The 13,921-nt window shown below is 61.4% G+C and carries 11 protein-coding genes; 8 read left to right on the top strand and 3 right to left on the bottom strand.

Annotation, left to right across the window (positions count from 1 at the left end):
* The first annotated feature begins 41 nt into the window (after positions 1–41).
* From AAEZ09_RS00170 to AAEZ09_RS00160, 3 genes are all read left to right on the top strand, one after another.
* Positions 42–1,079, top strand: coding sequence for a CobW family GTP-binding protein (locus AAEZ09_RS00170; RefSeq protein ID WP_045060519.1), 1,038 nt, complete (start codon positions 42–44; stop codon positions 1,077–1,079).
* A 138-nt stretch (positions 1,080–1,217) separates the two neighbouring features.
* The gene (locus AAEZ09_RS00165) at positions 1,218–2,573 is read left to right on the top strand and encodes a nucleobase:cation symporter-2 family protein (protein ID WP_045060520.1); all 1,356 of its coding nucleotides are present in this window, start codon (positions 1,218–1,220) and stop codon (positions 2,571–2,573) included.
* A gap of 12 nt (positions 2,574–2,585) precedes the next feature.
* Positions 2,586–3,974 (top strand): amidohydrolase family protein, encoded by a 1,389-nt coding sequence (locus AAEZ09_RS00160; RefSeq protein ID WP_350597430.1) that lies wholly within the window; start codon positions 2,586–2,588, stop codon positions 3,972–3,974.
* Positions 3,975–4,078: 104 nt separating this feature from the next.
* Here the strand turns inward: AAEZ09_RS00160 and AAEZ09_RS00155 are convergent, their stop codons facing one another.
* Together AAEZ09_RS00155 and AAEZ09_RS00150 are read right to left on the bottom strand one after the other, a co-directional pair.
* Positions 4,079–5,362: a Zn-dependent hydrolase gene (locus AAEZ09_RS00155; RefSeq protein WP_350597429.1), complete on the bottom strand. Its 1,284-nt coding sequence runs from the start codon at positions 5,360–5,362 to the stop codon at positions 4,079–4,081.
* Positions 5,363–5,527: 165 nt separating this feature from the next.
* Positions 5,528–7,012, bottom strand: coding sequence for an NCS1 family nucleobase:cation symporter-1 (locus AAEZ09_RS00150; RefSeq protein ID WP_350597427.1), 1,485 nt, complete (start codon positions 7,010–7,012; stop codon positions 5,528–5,530).
* Positions 7,013–7,564: 552 nt separating this feature from the next.
* Here AAEZ09_RS00150 and hydA point away from each other — a divergent pair.
* From hydA to preA, 3 genes are all read left to right on the top strand, one after another.
* Positions 7,565–9,004: a dihydropyrimidinase gene (gene hydA, locus AAEZ09_RS00145; protein WP_350597425.1), complete on the top strand. Its 1,440-nt coding sequence runs from the start codon at positions 7,565–7,567 to the stop codon at positions 9,002–9,004.
* A gap of 95 nt (positions 9,005–9,099) precedes the next feature.
* Complete coding sequence (locus AAEZ09_RS00140; RefSeq protein ID WP_045060527.1) at positions 9,100–10,467, top strand: NAD(P)-dependent oxidoreductase; 1,368 nt, start codon at positions 9,100–9,102, stop codon at positions 10,465–10,467.
* A complete protein-coding gene (gene preA, locus AAEZ09_RS00135; RefSeq protein WP_350597424.1) occupies positions 10,468–11,742 on the top strand; it encodes an NAD-dependent dihydropyrimidine dehydrogenase subunit PreA in 1,275 nt (424 codons plus the stop codon).
* A gap of 167 nt (positions 11,743–11,909) precedes the next feature.
* Here preA and AAEZ09_RS00130 read toward each other — a convergent pair whose 3' ends face one another.
* Positions 11,910–12,530 carry a TetR/AcrR family transcriptional regulator gene (locus AAEZ09_RS00130; RefSeq protein WP_122839627.1) on the bottom strand — a complete coding sequence of 207 codons (621 nt, stop codon included), beginning with the start codon at positions 12,528–12,530 and terminating at the stop codon, positions 11,910–11,912.
* 139 nt (positions 12,531–12,669) lie between these two features.
* On the opposite strand from AAEZ09_RS00130, the gene copC reads away from it, so the two are divergent.
* Together copC and copD are read left to right on the top strand one after the other, a co-directional pair.
* Positions 12,670–13,035, top strand: a complete 366-nt coding sequence (copC, locus tag AAEZ09_RS00125; protein WP_045060466.1) for a copper homeostasis periplasmic binding protein CopC — start codon at positions 12,670–12,672, stop codon at positions 13,033–13,035.
* A 3-nt stretch (positions 13,036–13,038) separates the two neighbouring features.
* On the top strand, positions 13,039–13,899 hold the full coding sequence (gene copD / locus AAEZ09_RS00120; protein ID WP_350597423.1) for a copper homeostasis membrane protein CopD: 861 nt from the start codon (positions 13,039–13,041) through the stop codon (positions 13,897–13,899).
* The last annotated feature ends 22 nt before the right edge of the window (positions 13,900–13,921 follow it).

Here is a 13,921-nt window from a genome sequence, read left to right as displayed (position 1 = left end):
CACTGCAGTACCCCGACCCATTGGTTCCAAAGGAGCATCACATGAACAGCCCATTCAACGCCCCGACCCCGAACCGCAAGATCCCGGTGACCATCCTCACCGGCTTTCTCGGCGCCGGCAAAACCACCCTGCTGAACTACATCCTCAAGGAAAACCACGGACGCAAAATCGCGGTGATCGAGAACGAATTCGGTGAGGTCGGGATCGACGGCGACCTGGTCCTCAGTTCCGAGACCGAGGAAATCTACGAGATGGTCAACGGGTGTGTGTGCTGCACCGCCGAGGTCCGCGAAGACCTGGTGCGCATCGTTCGCGAACTGGTGGCGCGCCCGGTACGCCTCGACCACATCCTGATCGAAACCAGTGGCCTGGCCGATCCGTACCCGGTGGCACAGAGCTTTTTCATCAACGATCCCATCGCCGATGAAGTGGAACTGGATGCGATCGTGACCATGGTTGACGCCAAGCACATCGCCCAGCATCTGGAAGACCTGCAACTCGATGGCGTCGACAACCAGGCGGTGGACCAGATCGTCTGCGCCGACCGGATCGTGATCAACAAAGTCGACTTGGTGAGCAGCGCCGAGGTGCACGCCCTGAGCGAAAAAATTCGTGGCTTGAACGCGACTGCGGACCTGGTGACCTCCAGCTATGCCGAAATCGACCTGACAAAAATCCTCGGCATCGGCGCCTTCGAGTCCACGCAAAAACTCATGGAAATCGGCGCCGAACATGACCATCACGGCCACGAACATCATCACGAGCCGGATCATGACCACGACCCCAGTGTCTCGTCGGTAGGCATTGCCGTGGACGGCGCGGTGAACCTCGGCGCGTTTCACCGCTGGATCAGCGAACTGCGCACCGCTCAGGCCGACAACCTGTACCGCATGAAAGGCGTACTGGCGGTGCAGGACCAGGACCAGCGCTATGTACTGCAAGGCGTTCACAGCCTAGTGGAGTTTCGCGCATCAACCTTGTGGGGCACTGAACCGCGCTCCAGCAAGATCGTGTTCATCGGCCGCGACCTGGACCGCGCGGCGCTGAACCAGGGCTTTGCCGCCTGCCTGGCAGGCTGAAGCAGCGGCATCGGAGCCGGTGGATGGCGGCTCCGGGCATACAGATGCCTGACACCTCTGGTAGCCCACAGGTATCAGGCATCAGGCATCAGCACGAATACCCCTCTCTACAGCATAAAACAGCAAGAGGTGATTCCCATGTCGTCAGCCACTCCCCCTTCAACCATCCACCCGGTCGACCAGGTTCTACCTGTGCGCCAAATGCTCACCCTCGGCCTGCAACACATGGCCGTCTCGTACATCGGCGCCATCGCCGTGCCGTTGATTGTCGCCAGCGCCTTGAAAATGTCCCAGGCCGATACCGTGGTGTTGATCAGCACCACGTTGTTCTGCTCGGGCATCGCCACGCTGTTGCAAACCGTGGGCTTCTGGAAATTCGGCGTACGCCTGCCAATTCTGCAGGGCGTGGCCTTCAGCAGCGTCGGCCCGGTGATCGCCATTGGCAGCAACCCGGAGGTGGGATTTGCCGGGGTTTGCGGAGCGGTGATCGGCGCAGGGATTTTTACCATGCTGGTCGCGCCCTTCGTCGGCCGACTGCGGCGCTATTTCCCGCCAGTGGTCACCGGCTGCATCGTCACCGTGATCGGCCTGCAGCTGTTCCCGATTGCCTACGAGTGGGTCGGTGGCGGGCGTCACGCCAGCGATTTTGGCGCGCCGGCGTACCTGGCTGTCGCGGCCGTGGTGCTGTTGACCATCCTGCTGGTCAACCGCTACGGCAGCCCGATGCTGCGCAACATGGCGGTGCTGGTGGGCATGCTGGTGGGCGCGGGGCTGGCGTACGGGCTGGGTATGGGCAGCTTCAGCAGCGTCGGCGATTCGCCCTGGCTCACGGTGCCCTACCCGTTCTACTTCGGCCTGCCGACCTTCAGCCTGATCCCGATCGCGACCATGGTGGTGGTGATGATTGTGCAGATGGTCGAGTCCATGGGGCTGTTCGTCGCGATTGGCGACATCGTCGACAAGCCGGTGGAAGAAAAACAGGTGATCAACGGCCTGCGGGCCAACGGCCTGGCGAGCACCATTGCCGGCATGTTCGCCGCCTTCCCGTTCATTGCCTTCATGGAGAACGTCGGCCTGGTGATCCTCACGGGCGTGCGCAGTCGCTGGGTAGTGGCGATCAGCGGATTGCTCATGTGCACCGTGGCCCTGGTGCCCAAGGCCGGGGCAATCATCGCCTCAATGCCGACCGCAGCCCTGGGTGGTGCCGGGATCGCAATGTTTGGCGTGGTCGCGGCCGCCGGCATCCAGACCCTGGCCAAGGTCGACTACGAGCGTAATCGCTACAACGTGCTGATCGTCGGTTTCACCATCGCCGCCGCCCTGGTGCCGGTGCTGGCCCCGGCGCTGTTCAAGCAATTGCCCGAGTGGAGCCAGCCGTTCCTGCACAGCAGCGTGGTGATCGCCTGCCTGGTGTCAGTGCTGCTTAACGCCGCCCTCAATGGCGTCAGCGCGCCAGACAGCGCCGCCAGCAAACCCGCCTCCCATAGCCTTTGACCGGAGAAGCCCATGACTCAACTTCAAAACATCCTGATCAAAAACCCGCTGGAGGTGATGACCGGCCTGCGCGGCGAACGCGCCCGGGCCGGCAGCGTCGACATCCGCGTGGTCAACGGGCGCATCGCCGAAATGGCCGCCGGCCTGCAGGCGCAACCCGGGGAGCGGGTGATCGACGCCCGTCATTGCCTGGTGTATCCAGGCTGGATCAACACCCACCATCACCTGTTCCAGAACCTGCTCAAAGCCGTGCCCGAGGGGTTGAACCAGGACCTGCAAGGCTGGCTCGCCAGCGTGCCCTACCCACGCCTCAACCGCTTCACCCCGCAGCTGTCGCGCATTGCCGCGCGGCTGGGCATGGCCGAGTTGCTGCTGTCGGGGGTGACGACCTGCGCCGACCATCACTACCTGTACCACGCCCACGGCACGACCGAGACAGGTGACCTGCTGTTCGACACGGCGGACGAATTCGGCTTGCGCTTCGTGCTGTGCCGAGGGGGTGCCCTGGAGTCGGCAAGTGCACACCCCGGCTTTTCAAAAACCGCGCTGCAGCCGGAGTCGCTGGAGCAAATGGTCGGCGACATCGAGCGCTTGAAATCGCGCTATCACCAGGACATTCCGGACGCCATGCGCCGGGTCGTGGTGGCGCCGACCACGCCCACTTTCTCGCTGCCGCCCACCCTGCTGCGGGAGCTGGCTCACACGGCTCGTGGCCTTGGCCTGCGCCTGCATACGCACCTGTCGGAGACGCAGAACTACGTCAATTTCTGCCGCGAGAAATACAATTGCCTGCCGGTTGAATTCGTCGCTGAGCACGAGTGGCTCGGCCCGGATGTCTGGTTCGCCCATGCGGTGCACCTGCAACCTGGCGAAATCCGCATGCTCGCGCAGACGGGCACCGGCGTTTCCCATTGCCCGGTGAGCAACGCTCGACTGGGTAGCGGTATCGCGCCAGTGCCACAGATGGCCGAGGCCGGCGTGCCGATATCCCTGGGCGTCGATGGCGTGGCGTCGAACGAGTCCGGAAGCATGGTCGGTGAAGCACACACCGCGTGGCTGATTCACCGGGCGGAACAAGGCGCGGGCGCCACCACCGCCGAAGACGTGATTCACTGGGGCACGGCCGGCGGCGCTCAGGTATTGGGCCTCGGTGCGGTGGGCACACTGGAGATCGGACAGGCAGCGGACCTGGTGATCTACGGCCTGGATCACCCGCGCTTTTTCGGCTTCCACGACCTGGCGGTAGCACCGGTGGTCGCGGGCGAACCGATCACCGTGCGCTACAGCCTGGTGGGTGGCCGGGTGGTGGTCGATGACGGCGTGATCCCGGGGCTCGACCTGGAGCGCATGCGCGCCGAAGCCTGGGAAGGCGTGCAGCAACTGATGCACGTCGACGACTAGCCCCCGGTAGGAGCTGCCGCAGGCTGCGATCTTTTGATCTCGCGCCGCTTTCGACGCAGCCAAAAGATCGCAGCCTGCGGCAGCTCCTACGGGGACCTCATCATTCAAGCCGCCAGTTGCCCCCCTGCAATCGCCGCCGAAGCCGCCAGCATTGCCCGCAACAACACCGCACACCCCGCCGCCAGGTCATCCGGCGCCGCATTTTCGATCTCGTTGTGGCTAATACCGCCTTCGCACGGCACGAAGATCATCCCCGCCGGCCCCAGTTCGGCGAGGAAGATCGCGTCATGCCCCGCGCCACTGACGATGTCCATGTGCGACAGACCCAGCCCCTGCGCCGCATTGCGCACCGCGTCGACACAACCTTGCTCGAAATACAGCGGCGGGAAATCCGCCGTGGGCGTCAGTTCGTAGCTCAGGCCATGTTGCTCGCAGGTGGCTTCAATCACCTGGCGAACTTCGGCAATCATCGAATCCAGGCGAGCCGGTTCCAGGTGCCGGAAGTCCAGGGTCATGCGCACTTCGCCGGGAATGACATTGCGCGAGCCGGGATAGGCTTGCAGGCACCCGACCGTGCCGCAGGCGTGAGGTTGATGACCCAGGGCGGCACGATTGACCGCACCCACGATGATGGAGGCGCCGACCAGGGCGTCCTTGCGCAAGTGCATTGGCGTCGGGCCGGCATGGGCTTCGACTCCGCGCAGTTTCAGGTCGAACCACTTCTGCCCGAGAGCCCCCATGACCACGCCGATAGTCTTGCGCTCATCCTCAAGAATCGGGCCTTGCTCGATGTGCGCTTCAAAATAGGCACCGACCGCATGGCCGCTGACCTTGCGAGTGCCGGCGTAGCCGATGGCATTGAGTGCCTCGCCCACGGTGACGCCGTCGGCATCGACTTTGGCCAGGGTTTCCTCCAGCGTGAATTTTTCCGCGAAGACCCCCGAGCCCATCATGCACGGCGCAAAACGCGAGCCCTCTTCGTTGGTCCAGACCACCACCTCCAGCGGGGCCTCGGTTTCCACGCCCAGATCGTTGAGGGTGCGCAGCACCTCAACGCCGGCCAGCACACCAAAGCAGCCATCGAACTTGCCACCGGTGGGCTGGGTGTCGATGTGGCTGCCGGTCATCACGGGAGGCAGGTCCGGATTGCGCCCGGGACGGCGGGCGAAAATATTGCCGACCGCGTCGATGCTGACGGTGCAGCCCGCCTCTTCGCACCAACTGACAAAGATATCCCGAGCATGACGATCGAGGTCGGTCAGGGCCAGGCGACAGACACCGCCTTTGACCGTGGCGCCAAGCTTGGCCAGTTCCATGAGCGACTGCCACAGGCGATCGCGGTTGATGTGCTGATGGGTGGACTGCAGAACGTCTACAGCAGCGTTCATGTTGATCTCCTCAGGCGACTTGTTATTGGATTATTCAGATTTTTTCCGGTGCTATCACTGCCGTCATCGCGGGCAAGCCCGGCTCCCAAAGGATTGTGGTGTCCCCGTTAGTTGCGTCTGACACCACTCCTGTGGGAGCCGGGCTGCCCGCGATGAGGCCGGCACTTACACCGCAGATTTCGCAACAGACGGGTCAGGTCGCAGTGAACACAACCCGTAATAAATCAACCCGCCCAAGGCCGAACCGGTAAACCAGCCATAACTGTAAAACCAGCTGAACGCATCGCTGCCCAACGACAGCAAGGTCAGCGCCACCGGCACGCCGAAGGCGATAAAACCGAACCAGTTCCAGGCCGGGTACACGTCATCGCGGTACAGCCCAGCGAGGTCGAGTTGCTGTTTCCTGATCAGGAAATAATCCACCACCATGATCCCGGCAATCGGCCCCAGCAAACTCGAATAACCGAGCAACCAGTTGGAATACACCGTCTCCAGGCTGACGTCGGAAACGATCAAGCCAAGCTTCTTCAACAATTCATGGGCCATCAGCACCAGCCCGACCACCCCGGTCAGCAACACCGCCTTGGTGCGGTTGATGACCTTTGGCGCAATGTTCTGGAAATCGTTGGTCGGCGACACGATATTCGCCGCAGTGTTGGTCGACAGCGTCGCGATAATGATCAGTGCCATGGCCAGGGCGACCCACACCGGGCTCTGGATATGACCAATCAACGTTACCGGATCGGACACGGTCACCCCCACCAGCTTGACCGAGGCCGCGGTCATCACCACACCCAGGGCGGCAAACAGGAACATGGTCAGTGGCAGGCCGATAATCTGCCCGACTATCTGGTCCTTCTGGCTCTTGGCATAACGGCTGAAATCCGGAATGTTCAGGGACAAGGTCGCCCAGAAACCGACCATTGCGGTGAGCCCGGCGGCGAAGTAACTGACAACGCTCGCCCCTTCCGGACGCTTGGCCGGGATCGCCATCAGCTCGGTCATCGACACGTTGGGCATCGCCCACACCAGCACTCCCACCCCAACCAGCACCAGCAAGGGTGCAGACAGTGTCTCCAGCCACTTGATCGACTCGGCACCGCGGATCACTACCCACAGGTTCAGGGCCCAGAACACCATGAAACCGATCACCTCCCCGGTGCCGCCCAGGGACTTCCAGCCCTCGAACACCGAACCGAGGAACAGGTGAATCGCCAACCCGCCGAACATGGTCTGGATACCGAACCAGCCACAGGCCACCAGCGCCCGAATCAGGCAGGGAATGTTGGAGCCGAGAATGCCAAAAGAGGAACGCAGCAACACTGGAAAAGGGATGCCGTACTTGGTGCCGGGAAACGCGTTCAACGTCAGCGGGATCAGCACAATGATGTTGGCAAACAGAATCGCCAGCAGCGCCTCGCCGACACTCAGGCCGAAATAGGCAGTGAGCACGCCACCGAGGGTGTAGGTCGGCACGCAGATCGACATGCCGACCCACAATGCCGTGATATGCCACTTGTTCCAGGTTCGTTCGCGCACCTTGGTCGGTGCCATGTCGTGGTTGTAACGGGGACTGTCGAGGACGTCGGTGCCGGCTTCCAGCTCATACAAGCCGTTGCGCTCGGTCACTTGCGATCTGATCTGTTGCATGGCCGCTCCACTGTTATTTTTGATTATCTTGCTCATCAGGGGCTGGCGACATCAATAAACATGCCGATTGCCCCGCTTGCGCATCGGGCAGATCCATTAAAAAGCGTTAACTCTCTGAAACTCATCATGTTTATTCATATAAACAAACGGTCCTCGGGACACTGCCCGGCGCTCAGGGCGACGACCAGGCAAAGTTGTCTGAACCGTCAGGACTCAAACTGGTGCATCAAACTTTTTTCCCCGCTTTGCGCGTTAACCATAGACGCTTCTCAAGCAGCTGATTTCACATAAGAAATCTCGTCTATTTTGGCATCCTGTCAAGTGCGTCAAAATGGTGAAAGCTTGAACCAAATTGGTGATTTCAATATTTAATCTTTATTTATCAATAGGTTATTAATGGCATTAGCTTATAAAAAATAATCTTGCTCATTCCTCAAACTCGGACTAGTTTCTATTCCTGACAGCGCTGACAGGAATACACCTGTTTGCGTCTGGTTCATATAAAACATTTAGAACCGGCACCAGTCGGTCATTGCCTGCGAGGAACTCGGAATGTCTCTGTTGATCCGTGGCGCCACCGTTGTAACTCACGATGAAAGTTATCGCGCCGACGTCTATTGCGCCGACGGCGTGATCAAAGCCATCGGCGATCAACTGGATGTTCCGGCGGGTGCCGAAGTGCTCGACGGCAGCGGCCAGTACTTGATGCCCGGTGGTATCGATCCGCACACTCACATGCAACTGCCCTTCATGGGCACGGTGGCCAGCGAAGATTTTTTCAGCGGCACGGCGGCAGGGCTTGCCGGTGGCACCACCTCGATTATCGACTTCGTGATTCCCAACCCGCAGCAATCGCTGATGGAAGCCTTTCATCAATGGCGCGGCTGGGCAGAAAAATCGGCAGCGGACTACGGCTTCCACGTCGCCATCACCTGGTGGAGCGAGCAGGTTCGCGAAGAAATGGCCGAGTTGGTCAGCCAGCACGGGGTCAATAGCTTCAAGCATTTCATGGCTTACAAGAACGCGATCATGGCGGCGGACGATACCCTGGTGGCGAGTTTCGAACGCTGCCTGGAGCTGGGCGCCGTGCCGACCGTACACGCGGAAAATGGCGAGCTGGTGTATCACCTGCAACGCAAGCTGATGGCCCAGGGCATCACCGGGCCGGAAGCGCACCCGCTGTCGCGGCCTTCACAGGTGGAAGGCGAAGCCGCCAGCCGGGCGATCCGTATTGCCGAAACCCTGGGCACCCCGCTGTACCTGGTGCATGTCTCGACCAAGGAAGCCCTCGACGAAATCACCTATGCCCGCAGCAAGGGCCAGCAGGTCTACGGCGAGGTCCTCGCCGGGCACTTGCTGCTGGACGACAGCGTCTATCAGCACCCGGACTGGAACACTGCCGCCGGCTACGTCATGAGCCCGCCCTTCCGCCCGCGCGGGCATCAGGAGGCACTCTGGCACGGGCTGCAATCGGGCAACCTGCACACCACCGCCACCGACCATTGCTGCTTCTGTGCCGAGCAGAAAGCGGCCGGGCGCGATGACTTCAGCAAGATCCCCAACGGCACCGCCGGTATCGAAGACCGCATGGCCGTGCTGTGGGATGAGGGGGTTAACACCGGGCGTTTCTCGATGCAGCAGTTCGTGGCGCTGACCTCGACCAACACCGCGAAAATTTTCAACCTCTACCCGCGCAAAGGCGCCATTCGCGTCGGTGCCGATGCCGACCTGGTGCTGTGGGATCCGCAAGGTACCCGGACCATTTCCGCGGCCACCCATCACCAGCAGGTCGACTTCAATATCTTTGAAGGCAAGACCGTACGCGGTGTGCCCAGCCACACGATCAGCCAGGGCCGAGTGGTCTGGGCCGATGGTGACCTGCGGGCCGAACGCGGTGCAGGGCGGTATGTCGAGCGGCCGGCATATCCGGCGGTGTTTGACCTGCTGAGCAAGCGGGCTGAGTTGAATCAGCCAGTTGCTGTGAAGCGCTGAAATCCAGGCCTTCGGCCATTGCGGGCCAGCCCGGACGCAACAGAAAACCCACTGCCCACCAGAGGCAGCACCTCAATAACCGTGAGGCCAACACCGTGATCAAGAGCTTGAACCACCTCCCGCATCCCCATGAAAGTGCGGTCGCCCTCGCCGGTCACTTTACCGACCTGGCGCCACCACTCAACGACCGGCAGGCGCACTTGGAGGCTTCGCGCTGCCTCTACTGCTACGACGCGCCCTGTGTGAATGCTTGCCCAAGTGAAATCGATATCCCGTCGTTCATCCGCAATATCCATGCGGACAACGTGCAAGGTGCCGCCCATAAAATACTCTCCGCGAACATACTGGGCGGCAGTTGTGCGCGGGTCTGTCCCACGGAAATTCTTTGCCAGCAGGCCTGCGTGCGCAACAACGATCATGAGTGCGCACCGGTACTGATCGGCCTGCTGCAACGCTACGCAGTCGACAACGCGCACTTCAGCACGCATCCATTCTCCCGTGCGGCGGCTACCGGCAAACGCATCGCAGTGGTGGGTGCCGGTCCCGCCGGGCTGTCCTGCGCCCACCGCAGTGCCATGCACGGCCACGACGTGGTGATCTTCGAGGCACGGGAAAAGGCCGGCGGCCTCAACGAGTACGGCATCGCCAAGTACAAACTGGTGGACGACTACGCCCAGAAAGAGCTGGATTTCCTCCTGCAAATCGGCGGCATCGAAATACGTCACGGGCAAAAACTCGGCGAAAACCTGACCCTCAGTGAACTGCACCAGCAATTCGACTCTGTATTCCTCGGCATTGGCTTGAACGCCAGCAAGCAACTGGGCCTGGCCCACGAAGATGCGCCGGGACTGCTCGCCGCTACCGACTACATCCGCGAACTGCGCCAGGCCGACGACCTGACCCAATTGCCCCTGGCTGATCGCTGTATCGTCCTCGGCGCCGGCAACACGGCCATCGACATGGCCGTGCAAATGGCCCGCCTCGGCGCCCGCGACGTCAACCTGGTGTACCGCCGGGGCGTCGAGGAAATGGGCGCCACCGGCCACGAGCAGGACATCGCCAAAGCCAATCAGGTGCGCCTGCTGACCTGGGCCCAACCGGAGCAAGTGTTGCTCGATGACCTGGGTAACGTGCGTGGCATGCGCTTCGCCCGCACCGTGCTGGTAGAAGATCGGCTGCAAACCACCGGTGAAACCTTCGAACTGGCAGCCGACGCGATTTTTAAAGCCATCGGCCAAGCCTTCGATACCGCTGCACTCGCCGACCCACTGGCCCGGGAATTGAAGCGCCAGGGCGAGCGCATCCAGGTCGATGAACAGCTGCGCACCAGCATTCCTGGCGTGTACGCGGGCGGCGATTGCACCAGCCTCGATCAGGACCTCACCGTGCAAGCGGTGCAACACGGCAAACTGGCCGCCGAGGCCATCCACACCCAACTCATGCTCAATGTGGAGGCTGCGTAAATGGCCGATCTCTCGATCAACTTCGCCGGTATCAAAGCCCCCAACCCCTTCTGGCTGGCTTCCGCACCGCCCACCGACAAGGCTTATAACGTAGTCCGCGCCTTCGAGGCTGGCTGGGGTGGCGTGGTCTGGAAAACCCTGGGCGAGGACCCGGCAGCAGTCAACGTGTCATCACGCTACTCGGCGCTGTTTGGCGCCAACCGGGAAGTCATGGGTTTCAATAACATCGAGCTGATTACCGACCGCTCCCTGGAAATCAACCTGCGGGAAATCACCCAGGTCAAAAAGGACTGGCCGGACCGCGCGCTGATCGTCTCGCTGATGGTGCCTTGCGTGGAAGAGTCGTGGAAATTCATTCTGCCGCTGGTGGAAGCGACCGGTGCTGACGGCATTGAACTCAACTTCGGCTGTCCCCATGGCATGCCCGAGCGCGGTATGGGCGCAGCGGTCGGCCAGGTGCCGGAGTACGTCGAACAGGTCACGCGCTGGTGCAAGACCTACTGCTCGCTGCCCGTGATCGTCAAGCTCACGCCCAACATCACCGACATCCGCGTCGCCGCCCGCGCCGCCCATCGCGGCGGTGCCGATGCGGTATCGCTGATCAATACCATCAACTCCATCACCAGCGTCAACCTCGAACGCATGGTCGCCAACCCGGTGGTCGGTAGCCAGAGTACCCACGGTGGTTACTGCGGTTCGGCAGTCAAGCCCATCGCCCTGAACATGGTCGCCGAAATCGCCCGCGACCCGCTGACACAGCGGCTACCCATCTCCGGCATTGGTGGCATTGGCACATGGCGCGATGCAGCGGAATTCATTGCGCTCGGCAGCGGCACGGTGCAGGTGTGCACGGCAGCGATGCTGCATGGTTTCAGGATCGTCGAGGAGATGAAAGACGGCCTGTCACGCTGGATGGACAGTCAGGGCTACGCCAGCATCGCGGACTTTTCCGGGCGTGCGGTGGCTAATACAACGGACTGGAAGTACCTCGACATCAACTACCAGGTCATCGCCAAGATCGACCAGGAAGCCTGCATCGGCTGCGGCCGCTGCCACATCGCCTGCGAAGACACCTCGCACCAGGCGGTGGCCAGCCTCAAGCAGGCCGATGGCACGCACAAGTATCAAGTGATCGACGATGAATGTGTGGGCTGCAACTTGTGCCAGATCACCTGCCCGGTGCAGGACTGCATCGAGATGGTGCCGATCGACAGTGGCAAGCCGTTCCTGGACTGGAACCACGATCCGCGCAACCCCTACCATGTCGCGGTCTGACCTTTAAACAGTAGAAGATCGCAGCCTCGTTGCACTCGACAGCTCCTACCCGGCCCAAGCGCCACCCCGCCCCCGTAGGAGCTGTCGAGTGCAACGAGGCTGCGATCTTTTCAAGCGCACCACAGACCGACGACTCCCTGGCCAACACCCACTGATGTATGGGACATCTAGGGCTCCAACCCAATCCCGCGCAAAATCACACTCGTCACCGTCTGCACCGCCCGCTCAAACTGCATATCGGACAATGGCTGGTGATCATTCAGGATATTCACCTGATGATCAAAGTCGGCGTAGTGCTGGGTCGACGCCCAGATCATGTAGAGCAGGCTGGAGGGCTCCACCGGCAGGATGCGTTTGTCTTCCACCCACTGACGGATTTTCGCTTCCTTCATCTTGGCCCAGTCGTACAGGCTGGCGTCCAGTGCCTCACCCAGCGTCGGCGCGCCATGGATGATTTCGTTGGCCCAGACCTTGGAGCCGTACGGACGGCTGCGCGAATGTTGCATCTTGGCGCGGATGTAGCTGCTGAGGACCACGCGCGGGTCGTCGAACATTTCGAAGCACAGGGCGTCCTGTTTCCACACTTCCAGCAGGTCGAACAGCACTGCACTGTAGAGTTCGCTCTTGGTGCTGAAGTAGTAATGCAGGTTGGAGCGCGGCAGTTGCACTTCGGCGGCAATGTCGGCCATGGCGGTACTGCCGAAGCCTTTCTCGGCGAAGACCTTTTCAGCCCCCAGCAGAATTTTCTCGACGTTACTGCGACGGATCTCGATCTTGTGATTGCCCATGAGGGCTCCCTGACGACAGCGTTGGTCAAGACTAGCATCCGCTCTACTTCGCGGCGACAGGGCAAAACGAAACTTCGTCCCGGCGCGCCCTGGAAGGTAAACTGCACCTCTCTTCCAACCTGCCCAGAGGTATTCCATGATGACGCTCAAGAAAACCCTGACCACCGTCACCCTCCTCGGCTCGCTGTTCGCCGCCTCGTCGGTGTTCGCTCATGCCCACCTGAAAAGCCAGAGCCCGGCCGCCGACAGCACGGTCAGCGCACCGGCAGAGCTGCGCCTGGTATTTTCCGAAGGGGTGGAAGCGACCTTTACCAAGGTGACGCTGAGCAAGGACGGCAGCAACGTACCGGTAAAAAGCCTGGCCACCGAAGGCAGTGACAAGAAAACCCTGGTGGTGACGCCGCAAGCGCCTTTGACTGCAGGTGCGTACAAGGTCGAATGGCACGCGGTGTCGGTCGATACTCATAAAAGTGAAGGCGCCTACAGCTTCAAGGTCGGTCAGTAATTCATGACGAGCGCGATGGTGCTGTGCCGCTTTCTGCATTTCACCGTGGTGCTGATGCTGGTCGGGGCCTGGGTGTTCAGGCCCCTGCTGTTGGGGCGTGGCATTACCACGCTGGATCAGCCGCTGGCGCGGGTGAGCCGATGGCTGGCAGCGGTGGCGTTGGTGAGCGGCGTCTGCTGGTTACTGTTGATCACTGCCAGCATGGCCGGGGACTGGGCGGCCGCCCTTGACCTGCCGACCCTGCAACTGGTCATGGGCAACACGTTTTTCGGCCAGGTATGGCGCTGGCATCTGTTACTCAACGGGCTGGTGCTGGCGTTGCTGTTCACACGCTGGCAGGCCTCCCTGCTGCCGCGCCTGGTATTGGGTGGCTTGTTGCTGGCGACGCTTGCACCCGTGGGCCATGGCGCGATGCTCGATGGCTTGAACGGCCAACTGCTGATCCTCAATCAGATCGTGCACCTGGTGTGCGTTGGCATCTGGCTGGGCGGCTTGATGCTGCTGGTGATGATCTTGCGCCAGGCATCAGTCCACCCGATCGGCGTCATTCTCCAGCGGTTCAGTGGTGTGGGTTACGCGCTGGTGGCGGGACTGGTGTTGACGGGGCTGATCAACGTGCGAGTACTGACGGGCCAGCTGTGGCCGACGCCATTGTGGTCGGGATTTGCCTTGATTCTGTTGATCAAGGTCGGGTTAGTGGCGGCGATGCTGGGCCTGGCGTTGTTCAATCGGCTGCGGGTCAATGATTGCGACCAGCGCATGGGGGCGCTGAAAACCAGCGTGATCATGGAGTGGCTATTAGGGATTGGCGCGGTGGCGGCAGTGTCGTTGCTGGGCACCATGCCACCGCTGGTGGCCGCCTGAACGAGATATCTGTGGGAGCAAA

Origin of the sequence: Pseudomonas sp. 65/3-MNA-CIBAN-0223 (assembly GCF_040310425.1) — a bacterium.
GTDB classification, from domain to species: domain Bacteria; phylum Pseudomonadota; class Gammaproteobacteria; order Pseudomonadales; family Pseudomonadaceae; genus Aquipseudomonas; species Aquipseudomonas gregormendelii.
This window is presented reverse-complemented; position numbering and strand designations above follow the sequence as displayed.

Excerpts from the sequence above, each read along its gene's own strand:
- AAEZ09_RS00155 (WP_350597429.1), bottom strand. The coding sequence starts at position 5,362 with ATGAACGCTGCTGTAGACGTTCTGCAGTCCACCCATCAGCACATCAAC.
- copD (WP_350597423.1), top strand. The coding sequence starts at position 13,039 with ATGACGAGCGCGATGGTGCTGTGCCGCTTTCTGCATTTCACCGTGGTG.
- AAEZ09_RS00170 (WP_045060519.1), top strand. The coding sequence starts at position 42 with ATGAACAGCCCATTCAACGCCCCGACCCCGAACCGCAAGATCCCGGTG.
- preA (WP_350597424.1), top strand. The coding sequence starts at position 10,468 with ATGGCCGATCTCTCGATCAACTTCGCCGGTATCAAAGCCCCCAACCCC.
- AAEZ09_RS00130 (WP_122839627.1), bottom strand. The coding sequence starts at position 12,530 with ATGGGCAATCACAAGATCGAGATCCGTCGCAGTAACGTCGAGAAAATT.
- hydA (WP_350597425.1), top strand. The coding sequence starts at position 7,565 with ATGTCTCTGTTGATCCGTGGCGCCACCGTTGTAACTCACGATGAAAGT.
- AAEZ09_RS00150 (WP_350597427.1), bottom strand. The coding sequence starts at position 7,012 with ATGCAACAGATCAGATCGCAAGTGACCGAGCGCAACGGCTTGTATGAG.
- AAEZ09_RS00165 (WP_045060520.1), top strand. The coding sequence starts at position 1,218 with ATGTCGTCAGCCACTCCCCCTTCAACCATCCACCCGGTCGACCAGGTT.
- copC (WP_045060466.1), top strand. The coding sequence starts at position 12,670 with ATGACGCTCAAGAAAACCCTGACCACCGTCACCCTCCTCGGCTCGCTG.
- AAEZ09_RS00160 (WP_350597430.1), top strand. The coding sequence starts at position 2,586 with ATGACTCAACTTCAAAACATCCTGATCAAAAACCCGCTGGAGGTGATG.